The 16,097-nt window shown below is 47.3% G+C and carries 15 protein-coding genes; all 15 read left to right on the forward strand.

What is annotated here, in order from left to right; all coding sequences use genetic code 11:
- Window positions 1-310: 310 nt before the first annotated feature.
- A complete protein-coding gene (gene yabN / locus E0496_RS20770) occupies window positions 311-1,810 on the forward strand; it encodes a bifunctional methyltransferase/pyrophosphohydrolase YabN (protein ID WP_141503736.1) in 1,500 nt (499 codons plus the stop codon).
- Window positions 1,811-1,993: 183 nt separating this feature from the next.
- Entirely contained in the window at window positions 1,994-2,266 is a 273-nt protein-coding gene (locus E0496_RS20775; RefSeq protein WP_053373361.1) for an HU family DNA-binding protein, read from the forward strand.
- A gap of 3 nt (window positions 2,267-2,269) precedes the next feature.
- Window positions 2,270-2,560 (forward strand): RNA-binding S4 domain-containing protein, encoded by a 291-nt coding sequence (locus E0496_RS20780; RefSeq protein WP_076338521.1) that lies wholly within the window; start codon window positions 2,270-2,272, stop codon window positions 2,558-2,560.
- Window positions 2,561-2,690: 130 nt separating this feature from the next.
- Complete coding sequence (locus E0496_RS36935) at window positions 2,691-2,813, forward strand: hypothetical protein (protein ID WP_277755872.1); 123 nt, start codon at window positions 2,691-2,693, stop codon at window positions 2,811-2,813.
- Between the two features lie 331 nt (window positions 2,814-3,144).
- Window positions 3,145-3,432 carry a sporulation protein YabP gene (gene yabP, locus E0496_RS20785; protein WP_141503737.1) on the forward strand — a complete coding sequence of 96 codons (288 nt, stop codon included), beginning with the start codon at window positions 3,145-3,147 and terminating at the stop codon, window positions 3,430-3,432.
- A complete protein-coding gene (gene yabQ, locus E0496_RS20790; RefSeq protein WP_241674914.1) occupies window positions 3,429-4,037 on the forward strand; it encodes a spore cortex biosynthesis protein YabQ in 609 nt (202 codons plus the stop codon). The genes yabP and yabQ overlap by 4 nt, the downstream gene beginning before the upstream one ends.
- Before the next feature lie 8 nt (window positions 4,038-4,045).
- The gene (locus E0496_RS20795; protein ID WP_141503738.1) at window positions 4,046-4,354 is read left to right on the forward strand and encodes an FtsB family cell division protein; all 309 of its coding nucleotides are present in this window, start codon (window positions 4,046-4,048) and stop codon (window positions 4,352-4,354) included.
- Between the two features lie 148 nt (window positions 4,355-4,502).
- On the forward strand, window positions 4,503-5,027 hold the full coding sequence (locus tag E0496_RS20800) for a S1 domain-containing RNA-binding protein (protein WP_139991410.1): 525 nt from the start codon (window positions 4,503-4,505) through the stop codon (window positions 5,025-5,027).
- Between the two features lie 503 nt (window positions 5,028-5,530).
- Complete coding sequence (gene spoIIE, locus E0496_RS20805; protein ID WP_141503739.1) at window positions 5,531-8,023, forward strand: stage II sporulation protein E; 2,493 nt, start codon at window positions 5,531-5,533, stop codon at window positions 8,021-8,023.
- Window positions 8,024-8,808: 785 nt separating this feature from the next.
- Complete coding sequence (locus E0496_RS20810; protein ID WP_141503740.1) at window positions 8,809-9,534, forward strand: vWA domain-containing protein; 726 nt, start codon at window positions 8,809-8,811, stop codon at window positions 9,532-9,534.
- Window positions 9,518-10,441 (forward strand): protein kinase domain-containing protein, encoded by a 924-nt coding sequence (locus E0496_RS20815; protein WP_141503741.1) that lies wholly within the window; start codon window positions 9,518-9,520, stop codon window positions 10,439-10,441. The genes E0496_RS20810 and E0496_RS20815 overlap by 17 nt, the downstream gene beginning before the upstream one ends.
- A 40-nt stretch (window positions 10,442-10,481) precedes the next feature.
- On the forward strand, window positions 10,482-11,894 hold the full coding sequence (tilS, locus tag E0496_RS20820) for a tRNA lysidine(34) synthetase TilS (protein ID WP_141503742.1): 1,413 nt from the start codon (window positions 10,482-10,484) through the stop codon (window positions 11,892-11,894).
- 51 nt (window positions 11,895-11,945) lie between these two features.
- Entirely contained in the window at window positions 11,946-12,485 is a 540-nt protein-coding gene (gene hpt / locus E0496_RS20825) for a hypoxanthine phosphoribosyltransferase (RefSeq protein ID WP_141503743.1), read from the forward strand.
- A 98-nt stretch (window positions 12,486-12,583) separates the two neighbouring features.
- Window positions 12,584-14,587: an ATP-dependent zinc metalloprotease FtsH gene (ftsH, locus tag E0496_RS20830; RefSeq protein WP_141503744.1), complete on the forward strand. Its 2,004-nt coding sequence runs from the start codon at window positions 12,584-12,586 to the stop codon at window positions 14,585-14,587.
- 346 nt (window positions 14,588-14,933) lie between these two features.
- The gene (locus tag E0496_RS20835; RefSeq protein ID WP_141503745.1) at window positions 14,934-15,983 is read left to right on the forward strand and encodes a BMP family lipoprotein; all 1,050 of its coding nucleotides are present in this window, start codon (window positions 14,934-14,936) and stop codon (window positions 15,981-15,983) included.
- The last annotated feature ends 114 nt before the right edge of the window (window positions 15,984-16,097 follow it).

The following is a 16,097-nucleotide window of genomic DNA, read 5'->3' on the forward strand; positions in this document are numbered from 1 at the left end:
TTTTTTCTGATCATCGTTTTTAATCCTTAAGTTAAGCTTATCTGGTACTAATCCTTCATGAAAAAAATTTAATCTGCGTTATTGAAGTTTTGATTAAATTGGTTCATGATTACTTTTTACAGCCCAAAATTGACCAATATTTTTGATTGCGCTGAGCTCAAATACATATCCTTGGCTTCAGTTGGCTGTTTGCTGATTAATGTCTGTTATGTCAACGTATTTGTTTCATTCGAGACTTGCGCCTGGCGCTGTGCCCTTTCCATAATGCTGGAAGCAGCATATCAAATCATCTCTAAGGAGGATTCGTAATATGTCCACACCACAACTTACGGTCGTCGGGCTCGGCTCGGGCGATCCGGATCAATTGACGCTTGGCGTTTGGCGCAGATTGCAGGCGTCGGAGCGTGTTTTTGTACGCACCGCGCAGCATCCTGCGATGTCGATGCTGGCGGAAAATGGCATTGCTTTTACATCGTTCGATACTCTTTATGAGCAGCATGATTCCTTTCCTGACGTCTACAAAGCGATTGCCGAAACCCTAATCGCCGAAGCTCAGGGCTCTGCCGGAAACGCTGGCTCTAGCTCGCTTATTTATGCGGTACCGGGTCACCCGATGGTGGCTGAGCGTACCGTCCAATTGCTTCGTGAGCAATGCTTGGAAGCGGGAATTGAGCTTCAAATCATCGGCGGAGAAAGCTTTCTGGACCAAGCGTTCGTCAGTCTTGGTATCGACCCGATTGAAGGCTTTGCGCTGCTTGATGCAGCGGAATTGCAGCCTTCTCTCCTGCAGCCGCAGTTGCATACATTGATCGGTCAAGTGTATGATGCTTTCACGGCATCTGATGTAAAGCTTGCGCTGATGGAGCGATATCCCGACGATTATGAGGTTGTAGTCGGCCATGCGCTAGGGGTTGCTTCGGAGCAGCAGATTATTCGCGTCCCGCTGTATGAGTTAGACCGCACGCCAGGCTACGGTAACTTATCGCTGATTTGGGTGCCTCGCTCAGACGATGCGGTGCTTCGCAATCGCTCTTTTGAGCGGCTGCATGAGATTGTTTCTATCCTGCGCAGTGCCGAGGGCTGTCCGTGGGACCGTGAGCAAACGCATCAATCCATCCGCAAGAATTTCATCGAAGAGCTGTACGAAGCGCTTGAGGCGATCGATAATGATGATCCTGATGGCATGCAGGAAGAATTTGGGGATGTTATCCTGCAAGTGATGCTCCATAGCCAAATGGAAGAAGAGACAGGCGCATTTTCGGTCTATGATGTGATACAATCACTAAACGAGAAACTTATCTTCCGCCATCCGCATGTATTTGGGGAGCTGAATGCCAGCAATTCCGAGGAGGCGCTTGGCAACTGGGAGCAGATGAAGGCAGAGGAGAAACGTCTGAAAGGAACCGATGCGGGCCGCAAATCGGTGCTTGACGGTATCCCTCCGGATCTGCCGGCTCTCATGAAGGCGTTCAAGCTTCAGAAAAAAGCGGCTAAAGTCGGCTTTGACTGGGATGAGCTTGGACCAGTGCTGGACAAGATCGAAGAGGAGCTTGCGGAGCTGCGTGAGGCGATTGCCTCGCAATCCGAAGAAGAGCAGGCCTCGGAGCTTGGCGATTTGTTGTTTGCCGTTGTGAATGCCTCTCGGTTCATACATGCCGATCCCGAGGAGGCGCTCTCGCGTACGAACAAAAAATTCCGCAGTAGATTTGCGTATATTGAGGAACAGCTTCGTATAAGCGGCAAGCAATTTGACCAGACTGATTTAACAGAAATGGATCGCTGGTGGGAAGAGGCTAAACGTCAATTGTAGCTTCCATTTCGTCAGGGATCGCCTTAATTCCACACCAACCGCAAAAAAATTTAAAAAAGCGGCAGGATTTATTTGCTAGAAGGCAGAATAAGTATTCTTCGTGAGAGTAAGCATTGAAAGCAACGGCGGCGCTTTAAGCGTCGACCACAAAAAATAACGGTAACGAATTAGGAGGATTTTATAATGAACAAAACAGACTTGATCAACAACATTGCAGAAAAAAGCGGTTTGACTAAACGCGACGTAGAAGCAGTACTTAATGGCTTCTTGGGCGAAGTAACGGATGCGCTTGCTGGTGGCGATAAAGTACAATTGATCGGCTTCGGTACTTTCGAAACTCGTAAACGTGCTGGACGCACTGGACGCAACCCGCAAACAGGCGCTCCAATCGAAATTTCGGAAGCAAAAGTTCCTGCATTCAAAGCAGGCAACAAATTGAAAGAAGCTATCCAATAGTATATGCGATTGGATAAATTTCTTAAGGTATCCCGCCTGATTAAACGCCGTACCGTTGCGAAGGATGTATCCGAGCAAGGGCGCGTATGGATCAATGGCCGCGAAGCGAAAGCTAGCAGCGCCGTAAAGGTCGGTGATGAGCTCCAAATCCAATACGGTCAGAAGATCGTAACCGTACGCGTTGAGCGAATTGCGGAGACGACCCGTAAGGATGAAGCCGGAGAGCTGTATACCTTGGTGAAAGAAGAACAACGCCAGCGCGAGAACACGCTCGACTGGGAACAACAGCAATAACATCAAGACTGTCTACAAGCTTAACACTTGCAGGCAGTCTTTTTTTGTGCTTAATAGGCAGCCTCTAAATTGCGCTATATTACCTGTTTCAACTTTATAAAGAAGGTTTATATACTCGGAGGACAACTCTATGAATCAATTACAACTGCTCGTTCCTGAGTATCGTCGAAAGGGATTTCCTTTGTTAGGCCATGCTGGAATGCAAGAAGCTTTATTTCGTCTACCACTGGAATGGATGCTATTATTCAGCTGATCTTTTTAAGCGTCGTAACGCTTATGGTGGTTTAATACATACTGGGGCGGCTTACTGGTGGCAATGTGGGACTTAAGCAGTCGATAAGATATTGCTGTTCGTCTTCCTGCAGGTAAACACCGAGTGGAATGACGATGCGCTAAAGTCTGAGAATCAAGTAGAATAGGTTCTAATTCTTGCCTACCACCCATAAGCTAGTCTTAACATATAAGACAGGATAAGCCTTGCGCTTGCCCACTTCTTATATTTGAACGTGAAACGTATGCGATGCCGTCATTGGACTGCTAGCCGTTTGCGTCAAAGACAAGCAAATGAAGCGGAGGACGAGTCTATGGTTGACCAAGGCAAGGGGCAGAAGCATCAGGAAGTCAAAATGCTGAATCGCAAGCTGCTTGAGCTTACCGGTGTAGTGAACGTGGAAAGCTTCGACAGCGAGGAGTTTTTACTAGAGACGGAGCTTGGCTTCTTGGCGGTTAAGGGCCAAAATTTGCATATGAAGCATCTTAGCCTTGAACAGGGATTGGTAGCTATTGAAGGGCTCGTCCATTCGCTCGCCTATGTGGATGGGAACAATGCTGCTTCAAAATCAAAAGGGCTGTTCGGGAAGCTATTTAAGTGACGCTTAGCATGCAATGGATGACGATGGCAGCCATGCTGTTATCCGGACTCGGCATGGGAACCGTATTCGACGGCTATCGGGTCGTTTCGAACGAGCTGAAGTTTCCGCGCTGGTGGCTGCCGGTGCTTGACGTCATCTACTGGATGGCGGCGGCACTAGTCGTCTTTCGGGTACTGTACGCTAGCAATAATGGCGAGGTGCGGGCGTACGTTTTTATTGGACTTGCTATCGGTATCGTAATCTATTATTTATTATTAAGCAGAATCGTGATCGTCATCGTAAAATGGCTCATTGGAGCTGTGCGCAAGCTGATCTCCATTTTGCTGAAATGCTTGGAAATCCTTGTCGTAAAGCCGATTTTATTGCTTTATAAGCTCGTTTTGGTTATCTTTGCATTTGGGTCTGCACTCACTATTTTCGTTTTGAAAATTGTGTTACAATTGGTTCGTCCATTTTGGAAATTGCTTGTTTGGATGGTTCGACCAGTCACCCGGCCCCTTTGGCGCTGGATCTCGTCCTACATGGCCAAATGGCAATTAATCAATAAGTTGAAAAGATTTGGACTACTAATTGCTCGAATGTGGAGTAAATGGTTTAGGAGGTAACACCGCTCATGGCAACAGCAGCTATAAATAAAACGCCAGGGAATGCTGGCACTAAACGCCGGTTTAAACTATGGATGATGTTCATCGTGCTATTTATGGGTTGGGCGGGGTATACGATCTTCGGCCAAATGCAGCAGAAAACGGCCACTGGCGTTAAGCTCACCACGATCCAAGGGCAGCTGGATGCCTCAACCAAAGAAACAGAAGCGCTCAAACGTCAAATTGAACGTTTAAATGATCCGGAATATATCGAACAACTGGCAACAAAAGAGCAGGGCATGGTAAAAGAGGGCGAGCAGCAAATATTCAGTGACTAAATAGGGCTGTAAATCGGGTGAACGTCTGTTGACCTTACTTGAACGGTTCGGTTATAATCACGTTAATAGCGTTTTCGCAAAACTTTTAGCATATGCTTATGAATTCAGTTTTGCTTCGCATAACTTTTAGGGAGGAACATTTTATTTTATGGCAATTGAAGTGGGCGCTAAGTTAGAAGGAAAAGTGACAGGCATTACGCATTTTGGGGCATTTGTCGACTTGTCGGGAGGTGTCACGGGTCTTGTTCACATTTCGGAAATTGCTGATAATTACGTCAAAGACGTGAAGGATCACCTGAAAATCGACGATGTCGTGAAAGTTAAAGTGATCAACGTGGACAAAGACGGAAAGATCGGACTTTCCATTAAGCAAGCCATTGACCGGCCAGAGGGCCAACCAGCGCCACAACAACGCGAGCGTCACAGCGGAGGCGGCGGTGGAAGCACTGGCGGTAGTGGTGGTGGTGGCGAACGTTTCAACCGCGGTGGCGGCGGTGGTGGTGGCGGCGGTGGTCGTCCCTTCAACAAGCAATCGTCTGGCAGACCGGCATACGGAAAACCGTCATTCGAGGATAAAGTGTCACGTTTCCTGAAAGACAGCGAAGAACGCATCTCCTCTTTGAAGAAGAATACGGAGGGCAAACGCGGCGGACGCGGTGCCAAGCGAGTATAAGCTGAATCGTCATAACATTATACATGGAGCAGAACCTATCCGGTTCTGCTCTTTTTGCATTTCACCTATGGCTGCCCATACAAATTAATCGTATAAGCATACTACATGCTGTCGAAGTAGGCTGATAAACCTGCGTAAATGCTGATGAATGAAAGGACAGAAGGCATCGGGGCACGGTCAGTGTCGTTTGAATGTCGCAGGACTGCCTCGAAAAAATACTTTTCTCTGATCCTCCATCATTCCCGACAGGTTATCACGTTGTTTCGCCAACATTCCAAAAATAAACAGTACATATTTTGTTGTCGGAGTTTTGGTTATTGATTCGGTGAAACGGGGGGAAACCGTTACGGGGCATACCTTTGACAAGACGCTGACAATGCACGCGGAGCGATTTCTTTTTGTCGGAAAAAATTTACAAACGTGTTACGTTAACTGACAAACTTCATACGGACAACCTCCTATAATGGGAAACACATTACATTCGGAAATGGTGGTGTCTGGTCATGGAAAAGGAAAACGTGGTTGTGCTTCCCGGTATGAAACGGACAGGTCTGGCTCAGGCGATGATGCAGAAAGGACGGGAGTGGGTGGTGGCACGCCGTTTCATTCAGGTTCTTTTAGCCAAAAAGTGGACATTTCTGCTGGTAGGTGTGGCTTTCTTACTTGGCAGGGCAGTCATACTTGAATCACTTATGCCTTTTGCGATTGCTTATTTCGCCGTTATTTATTTCATGAGAAGGGATATTTATCCGTGGGTGGCGATATCCTTGGTTGTTGGCAGTTGGCTGGCTGCCGATCCGGCGCCCATGTGGATTGCTATGGAGATTGCGGTGTTGTTCTTATTTCTGAAGGGGCTCGAGGCGTATGAGAAGGCTGAGCTTTCCTCGGCCCCAATTCTGGTGTTTGCCTCCACTTTATTAGTTCAGATGTTCAGCGTGTTTATAGGGGATGAGCTGAGCTGGTATAACTTTATGCTTGTTGTTGTAGAGGCGGCACTTGGTTTTGTGCTTACGCTTGTATTCATTCAGGCTATTCCGGTGCTCACGATGACTAAGAAATCGGCTACACTCAAAAACGAAGAAATTATTTGTTTGATGATTCTTCTTGCATCTGTCATGACGGGCGCCGTAGGCTGGGTATTTTACGGCATGTCAGCAGAGCATGTCATGTCTCGTTATATGCTGCTGTTATTTGCTCTTGCAGGCGGCGCACCGCTAGGCGCTTCGGTCGGTGTTGTTGCAGGACTCATCCTAAGCTTGGCTGACTTTGGGGCAGTCGTACAAATGAGCTTACTCGCGTTTGCGGGGTTGCTGGCTGGCTTGCTGCGTGATGGCGGCAAAATGGCGGCGGCGTTCGGGATGTTGCTTGGAACATCGATTTTATCCATATATGTAGGAAGCCAGGCTGATGTGATGAGCTCAACCTGGGAATCCGTAGCTGCAGCCATGCTGCTAATGCTTACGCCGCGCAGTATGATTCGTACGATTTCGCGGTATGTTCCGGGAACGAACGAGCATGCCAAATCGCAGCATGAATACGCGAAGCGGGTGCGTGAGGTGACGGCAGATCGTGTATCCCAATACTCGGAGGTGTTCCGCCAGCTATCCCGAAGCTTTGGTCAACTCAACAACAATGTAACTACACTTAATAAGGAGGAAGAGATCGGTCATTTCATGAATGCGGTTGCTGAGCGCAGTTGTGCGAGCTGTCATCGTCAGAATGCTTGCTGGGAGGACAAGTTTTTTCATACATACAAAATGATGACGGATATGATAACCGTAGTAGAAGAGCAGCGGGTGCCTTCAGCAAAGGAAATCCCGCGTGCGTGGTCGGCCCATTGCGTAAAATCGTCTCAGGTACTAAATGACATGACGCAGCAGTACGAGCTTTACCAAAATAATATGCACTGGAAGAAGCAAATATTCGACTCTCGCGGACTTGTTGCTGATCAATTGCAAGGCGTGTCACAGGTAATGGAGGATTTGGCTAAGGAAATTAAACGGGAAGGGCAGACGCTGCACTTGCAGGAAGAACAAATTCGGGAGGCGGTGGAGGGGCTCGGCTTGTCCGTTCAGGGCATAGACATTGTAAGTTTGGAGGAGGGGAACGTTGATATCGAGGTCTATCATGCCTTTGGGCAGGGATATGATGAGTGCCGTAAAATTATTGCTCCGCTCCTCAGTGATATTTTGGGGGAGCATATTGCAGTCAAGTCCGAGCGTCCTCCGACAAGGAGCGGTGAGCCGACGCTTGTGGCCTTTGGCTCGGCCAAGCAGTATGAAGTAGAGACAGGGATAGCCGGTGCGGCTAAAGGAGGCGATTTGCTGTCAGGGGACAGCTTTAGCATGGTAGAGCTGGGCAACGGGAAATTTGCTGTTGCGATAAGCGATGGTATGGGCAATGGTGAACGGGCGCGACAGGAGAGCAGTGCGGCTTTGTCGATCTTGCAGCAGCTGCTGCAGTCTGGCATGGATGAGAGGCTAGCTGTGAAGTCTGTGAATTCGGTGCTTTTGCTGCGATCCTCCGATGAAGTATTTGCAACTGTGGATCTGGCGATTGTGGATTTATATACCGCGCAGACGACGTTTATGAAGATAGGATCGACCCCAAGCTTTATTAAACGAGGAAATGAGGTTATTCCGATTACAGCGAACAACCTGCCCATCGGCATCATTCAAGATATTGATATTGATTTTGTGTCTATGCAAATGCAGTCTGGGGATACGCTCGTCATGATGAGCGACGGGATTTATGATGCTCCGGGACTGGCAGTAAATAAAGAATTATGGATGAAACGGATTATTGGCGAACTGGATACGGAAGATCCGCAGGAGATGGCCGATGCGCTGCTGGATAAGGTCGTGCGCCATCATAATGGTGAAATTGTGGATGATATGACCGTGCTTGTTGCACGCATCGATAAGCATCTGCCGGAGTGGGCCTCCTTCCGCTTCCCTGGCGTAACGCGTATGGAGCGGCCAAGGACGGTGAGCTAAAGAGCAGTGTCGATCAGGTTGTGGGAGAGATGCATCTGAACGGTGAGCAGGTGCGGACTCGATTCCCGATCTATATGCTAATGCCCTTATTGTCTGCCGGCTTGCCGGAGTTGGTGGACAAGGGGCTTTTTGTGTTATCTGTGTTGTCTGTCAGGCAGCCTAAGTTAGATTGCAGAATGCGGTTATGATGTGTGAGATTACTTTAGTTAAAGTTTTTATACCCTATTGTCTGCTATTTGAAACAACATTTGAAAATGATGAATTAGGTGGAATTTGATCCTTTAATTTAACGGTTTCCGTTGATTTCTAGTGGATTTACGGAATTAGAAGGAGGAATTCCATCTAAATTCCAGAATTATACTTAATTGTCGATAATAGCGGTGGAAATTTCAGCTAATCCAAATGGAGAGAAGCTCAAAGCGAGTGAAAAGGGCAGCTAAATCGTTAGAGCTGCTTTCTTAGCTTGTTGAGTGCATTCGATATCCATTTATTTAACTGAAACAAAGACCGATAAATGATATAAAGCTATCAACTTTGATGACCATTGCAGCCGATGCGCGAAATTTTGACGCGCGGTTAGCAATCTTTTAATAGTCTAGCGGTTTAACCCTCTCAAAAAAGGCAAAGCTAATAGAAAGGTCAAATCTGACCATAGCTTTCGAAAAGCTGTTTGTTACACAAACACTAAGCCTATGCTTACGAAGCTGTGTTTGTTACACAAACACTAAAGCCTATGCTTACGAAGCTGTGTTTGTTACACAAACACTAAAGGAGGGTAAATCATTATGAAACAGATTTTATTGATTACGGATGGCTGCTCGAATGTGGGGCTTAGCCCGGTGGTGGCGGCCGCGCATGCTTATTCGGACGGTATTTCGGTAAATGTGGTGGGCGTGCTTGATCACGGTGATGTAGGTGAGCTTGGTGCGGCAGAGATTGACGAGATTGCGCGTGCGGGCGGTGGTTTGAGCCGAATGGTAAATACACGCCAGCTCTCGCAGACGGTGCAGATGATGACGCGCAAGACGGTGGTTCAAACGATTCAGCTGGCAGTCCAGAAGGAGCTGAAGCATGTGCTTGGCAACGGTTCTATTGAGGCGCTGCCGCCAGAGAAGCGGGGGGATGTCGTTCGTGTAATTGATGAGCTTGGAGAGACGTCAAGCCTCCAGGTCGCCCTTCTTATCGATGCGAGCGCCAGTATGAAGCCGAAGCTCGCGGCAGTAGAAGAGGCGATACGCGATCTAATGCTTAGCCTGCAGGCTAGACAGGGAAAAAGCGAGATTTCCGTTTTTCATTTTCCGGGCTCAAGACATGGCGATGATTGCGTAATGGATTTAGGTTGGACCAGCCATTTGAATGGTGTTAACGGAATTTTTCCGAGGCTGCAAATGGGGGGTACGACACCTACAGGTCCGGCGATCATGCAGGTCATTGAATTTTACCGCCAAGGTGATTATGGTAGACAAAGCAGAGATGAAACGGATGGGATGATGAGTGACTACGTCGTTTAAGGTTGAACTTCGCCGCGGCATGGTGGTAACCGGCAAATGGAAGCAAGGGCGCTATAAAGTAGACAGGTTGCTTGGAGAGGGCGCAAACGGTAAAGTATATCTCGTACAGCGCGATCGCAGCTGGTATGCCCTGAAGCTTGGCGTTGATGCTATAGATTTGCAATCGGAGATTAACGTCTTGCAGTCGCTTGCGAAACAGAAGCAGCACGGGCAGGAAACATTCCTCTTTGACGTGGACGACTTGTATGGACCCGATGGAAAGGAGTATCCTTTTTATATTATGCGCTATGTGCTCGGGACAACGCTTGGCGATTTCCTGAAGCAGCAGGGCATGGAATGGTTTCCGCTCGTAGGTCTTAACCTGCTCGGCAAGCTGGCCAAGCTGCATCAGGCGGGCTGGGTATTCGGTGATCTCAAAGTAGAAAATGTGCTTGTCGCCGATTACGGACATGTCGAGCTTGTGGATTACGGCGGAGTGACGGCATCCGGTAAGGGAATACGGCAATTTACAGAAATTTATGATCGCGGTTACTGGAACGGAGGCTCGCGGTCTGCGGATCCGGAATATGATTTATTCTCGTTTGGGGTGCTTTGCATACAGCTTCATGAGCCCAAACGACTGCATCAGCTGACCATGGAGCTGCTTCCTTTGAATCGGTCAACAGGAGAGCTGATTCAAATCGCCGAATCCAGTCAAGCTCTTAAACCGATTGCCAGCTGGCTGAGCAAAGCATTTGCAGGTCAATATAGGAATGCGGAAGAAGCATCGTCTGCATGGCGCTTATTGATGCATAGGCGTGATACGCGAAGAACTGCAAAGACGCCTGGGTGGTTAAAAGGGCTGGCAGCAGCATCGGCGGTGCTGCTTGGAACATCGGTTTACTGGCTGCTGCGCAATGGGCTGTAGGCAGCAGCCATAAGCAGGAAATGAAAGTGAGGATCTACATATGAATCTGCGATACGAGCTAGAGAAAACGGCAGAGGAGCGCAGGCTGTGGTTCGCTGGCGATTGTATTGTCATTGCAGTATCCGGTGGGCCGGATTCGATGGCACTGCTGCATATGCTGTCTTCTGTTGCCAAGGAAGGCGAACTATCAATTATAGCAGCTCATGTGAATCATGGCTTTCGAGTAGAAGAGTCAGCGCATGAGCTGGCCGTGGTACGGGCTTTTTCGGAGCGGCTAGGGGTTGTTTTTGAGAGTATATCTTTGGACATGCCCTCTTATATAGAAGAAACGCGTATGAATAGTCAAGCTGCCTCTCGCGAGAAAAGGTATGCTTTTTTGCACGAAATAGCTGCTAAATATCGTGCCACTAAGATAGCGCTAGCTCATCACGCGGATGATCAGGCGGAAACCGTTCTGATGCGCGTGATCCGCGGAACGGGCTTAACCGGGCTTGCCGGAATGCTTAGCAAAAGATCTGAAAAAAACGTGGAACTTATCCGGCCGCTGCTTCGTATGAACAAGTCAGACCTTCTGCGTTACTGCGAAGAGCACCAAGTTCCATACTGTACGGATAGCAGCAACAAGGAACGCCATTATTTCCGAAATATCATTCGGCTAGATATTTTACCGTATTTATCCCGTCATAATCCGCAGTTGTCACAATCCCTTCAGCGCTTAGCTGAAGTTGCGGGGGCGGAGGACGAGTGGATGGAGAAACAAACCGAAGCGTTATTTGTGCAGCTCGTTACGTTATCCCCCAATGAATGCGCGATTAACTGCATCGATTTGCATGGTCTCCACGTCGCTTTACAAAGGAGATTGATTAAACTAATATTAAGTTATCTTTCTAAAGAAACGGAAAAGATATCCTTCGAGCAGATTGAGACGATGCGGCTCGCCGCTTCCTCCCTTGCGCCAGCAACATGGCGGATGGATGCCGGTGCGGGAATACGCTGTGCGCGTGAGTATGAGGTGATGAGGTGGGTTCAAACAGCGAACCTTTCACCGGATCATGGGCACGATTACGCGTACGAGGTTGGAGAGGATACGGCAAGCTTGGATGTGGAGCAAAGTAGGTGGTCATTTACCTTCGATTATTCAGCATCTCCTAACAGTCGTAAGCCTGCTTCACGCTATGAAGCCTGCTTTGATGCTTCGAAGTTAACCTATCCGCTCGTCGTGCGAAATCGCAGGCCGGGTGACAGAATTCAGGTTTTAGGATTAAATGGCTCAAAAAAAGTGCAAGATATGTTCGTTGATGAGAAAATCGCTCCGCTAAAACGCGAGCTATATCCATTACTGTTCGATGCAGCGGGAAATTTGCTTTGGATTCCAGGTATTCGCAGATCAAATCATGCGCTAACGGAATTGAACACAAATGACGTGCTGTTCATAAGGGTGGAGAACGAATAAGAGGCACTGGTACACTCATAAACATAGTTAAGGCCTAGGGGGATTTTTACTTTGCAAAACGATATTCAAGAAGTATTGTATGACGCACAGCAGATCAGCGAGAAGGTAAAGGAGCTTGGCGCAACGCTGAGCAAGGATTTTAGCGGACGTAATCCGCTTGTTATTTGCGTTCTCAAAGGCGCGTTTATTTTTATGGCAGACCTTGTGAAGGAAATAACGGTACCGCTTGAGCTTGATTTTATGGCTGTGTCTAGTTATGGGCAATCCACGAAATCCTCTGGCGTTGTCAAAATCATCAAAGACCTTGATGTTTCGGTTGAAGGCCGTGACGTTCTGATTGTGGAGGATATTATCGACAGCGGGCTAACACTTAGCTACTTGATTGATGTTCTGGAGCGTCGTAATTCCAAATCTGTCACTGTCGTGACTTTGTTTGATAAGCCCGCTCGCCGCACGGTTGAGTTGGAGGCAGATTACACAGGTTTCACGCTGCCGGATGAGTTTGTTGTAGGTTATGGACTGGATTTTGCGGAAAAATATCGGAATTTGCCTTATATCGGTATTTTGAAACCGCAGGTCTATGAAAAATAATAGCGATTCACCCGTACATGCCCTTCTCCGTATACCTCTATTGTTATGGAAAGTCATGCTATGGTAAAATATTTTAAGTGCCTGAGAGGAGGTTGGGGATGAATCGGATCATCCGTAATACTGGTTTTTATTTAATTATATTTTTGGTGACCGTTGGGATCTTTCAATTTATCAGCAGCCAAAATGACACAACAGTGGGATTGCGATATGACGAGCTTCGTGCAGCAGTTGAATCAGGCAATGTCAAGGAACTGAGTGTCAAGTACGAGAATCAAACTTATTTTGTGTCTGGTAAATATAATACAAAGCCCGCAGGCTCGGAGAGCGACCAGTTCGTGTCCAGAGTCAGCGTCAAAGCGGAGGAGAAAATTCTCGCTTGGCAGGAGCAGTTTGGGTTCCAGCTTGAAAGCAAGGAAATGGATCAGCCAAGCATTTGGCTTACATTCCTTACTTCCATTATCCCGTTCATTATTATCTTTGTCTTGTTCTTCTTCTTGATGAATCAAGCACAGGGCGGCGGCGGCAAAGTGATGAACTTTGGCAAGAGCAAGGCGCGGCTTTACGATAATGAGAAGAAACGGATTACGTTTGAGGATGTTGCCGGAGCAGACGAGGAGAAGCAAGAGCTCGTTGAGGTCGTTGACTTCTTGAAAGATCCGCGCAAGTTTAACCTGGTAGGCGCTCGCATACCGAAGGGCGTATTGCTTGTTGGTCCTCCAGGTACAGGTAAAACCTTGCTTGCCCGTGCAGTAGCAGGGGAAGCTGGCGTGCCGTTCTTCAGCATTTCCGGTTCTGATTTCGTTGAGATGTTCGTCGGTGTCGGCGCATCCCGTGTCCGTGATTTGTTCGAGAATGCCAAGAAAAACGCACCATGTATCATTTTTATCGATGAAATTGATGCTGTAGGTCGTCAACGTGGCGCTGGTCTAGGCGGCGGTCATGATGAGCGTGAGCAAACGCTCAACCAATTGCTTGTTGAAATGGACGGCTTTGGCGCTAACGAAGGCATTATCATTATTGCTGCTACGAACCGTCCTGATATTCTGGATCCGGCGCTTCTTCGTCCAGGTCGTTTCGACCGTCAAATTACGGTTGACCGTCCAGATGTGAAAGGCCGTGAAGCTGTGCTTAAAGTGCATGCGCGCAATAAGCCGCTTGCCAAGGACGTTAAGCTTGAGGTTATTGCAAAGCGTACGACAGGATTCAGCGGTGCTGATCTTGAGAATTTGTTGAATGAAGCAGCACTTCTTGCTGCTCGGCGCAATAAGAAGGATATCGCTATGGTTGAGGTTGATGATGCGATTGACCGGATTATTGTGGGCACGGAGAAGAAGAGCCGCGTAGTCAGTGATCGTGAGAAACGGATTGTCGCTTATCACGAAGCAGGACATACCATTGCTGGCTTCTTCCTCGAACATGCGGATATGGTGCATAAGGTTACGATTATTCCTCGGGGCCGTGCTGGCGGTTATGTCATTATGCTGCCGAAGGAAGACCGGATGCTAGTAACTAAGCAAGAGCTTCTCGACAAAATTACAGGCTTGCTTGCGGGACGCGTTGCGGAAGAATTATTTATCGGCGAGATCGGTACAGGCGCATACAGCGACTTTAAACAAGCAACTAGCATTGTGCGTGCCATGATTATGGAATACGGTATGAGTGATAAGCTCGGGCCAATGCAGTTCGGCAGCTCGCAAGGTCAAGTATTCCTTGGCCGTGATATCGGTCACGAACAGAACTATTCCGATGCGATTGCCTACGAAATCGATCAAGAAATGCAATCCATTATTACGGGTTGTTATGACCGGGCGAAGAAGCTATTGTCAGAGAAGAGCAAGGAAATGCATTTGATTGCTCAGACGCTGCTTAGTGTAGAAACGCTTGAAATGGAGCAAATCAAACGTTTGGTTGAGACAGGTACTTTGGAAGGCGGTCCATCCTCTGAAGGGGAAGGTTCTGTATCTACGGAGTCTGCTGCTGAACCAATTGTTGAAACCGTCGGAGACGTTAAGGTACGCATCCAGACTCGAGATCAGGATGAGATTAAGCTTCCTAGCCTTGAGAAAAGAGAAAACCCAGAGGATCCAGACAAGAACGAGTAGGTTTTTGAAGTTAATGGCTAGTTATAGTCGTTCTGCTACTTGTAAAGAGTAGCAGGACGACTATTTTTTTCTTTATTAATGTTCGGATTTAGCCTATAATACGGTTATAAACCTCTATTAGAAAATAGCAAATCTCACATAAGGGTTTGTGTTTTTCGGTCCAAATATTACATAAATGTTACGTGAAAGCGAAATCAATGATTTAATGTCATTTAAGCTGACATTAAATCATTGACGTTTAATTTTTTGTAACTATAATGAAATAATAGCGGCCAGGATCAGCAAGAATAAGAAGGTAACAGGGGTTGCAATGCTTAACCAAACTTTAGCAAGGGAGAGAACACGCATGAAAAAAACATTTAGCTTTATGCTCGTTATGATGATCGCGTTGACACTTGTGTTGTCAGCTTGCGGAGCGAAGAACAATGAGGGCGGTTCAGGTACAAATACAAACGGTGGTACGAAAGTAGAATCCGACGGAACAGGCAAGGATTTCAAGATCGGTATGGTTACTGACGTAGGCGGCGTACATGATAAGTCCTTTAACCAAAGCGCTTGGGAAGCTCTAGAAAATGTAACAGCTGAGACTGGCGCAGCAACAAAGTTCTTGGAAAGTAAAGGCGAAGCTGATATGGAGCCGAACTTGAACAGCTTTGTTAAAGAAGGATATAACCTGACTTGGGGTATCGGTTTCTTGTTCAACGATGCGCTTAGCAAAGTAGCGAAAGAGAACCCAGACGCAAAGCTTGCTGTAATTGACAGTGTCATTGAAGCGCCAAACGTTGCTTCAATCACGTTTGCTGAGCATGAAGGTTCTTTCCTTGTTGGTGTAGTTGCAGGTATGATGACAAAATCAAACAAAATTGGTTTTGTAGGCGGAATGGAAATTCCGGTTATCAAAAAGTTTGAAGCAGGCTTCAAAGCGGGTGTTGCTGCAGTTAATGCCGATGCTAAAGTTGAAGTAAACTATGCTGGTGATTTCGGTAAACCGGATCTTGGCAAACTGGCTGCTGCTACGATGTATGATGGCGGCGTAGATATTATTTTCCACGCAGCTGGCGGAACGGGCAATGGCGTATTTAACGAAGCGAAAGCTCGTAAAGACAATGGCGACAATGTATGGGTTATCGGTGTAGATAAAGACCAATCGCTTGAGTTCGGTGATGAAATCACGCTTACGTCCATGATGAAGGGCGTTGAAGCGGCCGTTCATAAAGTATCCAAAGACTTGATTGCTGGTAATTTTGCTGGCGGTACCGTTCAAGAACTTGGCTTGAAAGATGATGCAGTAGGTTTGCCAGCAACGACGAAAAACGTTCCGGAAGACGTGCTTGCTGAAGTTGCCAAATATAAAGAAAAAATCGTTAGCGGTGAAATTAAGGTGCCGACTGAATAGTTTCCTTCATCCAAAGGTATCCTTTGATTGAGGATCGTTTGTCGATGTATCAGACAAGACCGGCTTCGGCCGGTCTTTGTTCTTTTTTGTGAATGTAAGAAAGTGGGTATACAG

Source organism: Paenibacillus luteus (assembly GCF_006542765.1).
GTDB classification, from domain to species: domain Bacteria; phylum Bacillota; class Bacilli; order Paenibacillales; family Paenibacillaceae; genus Pristimantibacillus; species Pristimantibacillus luteus.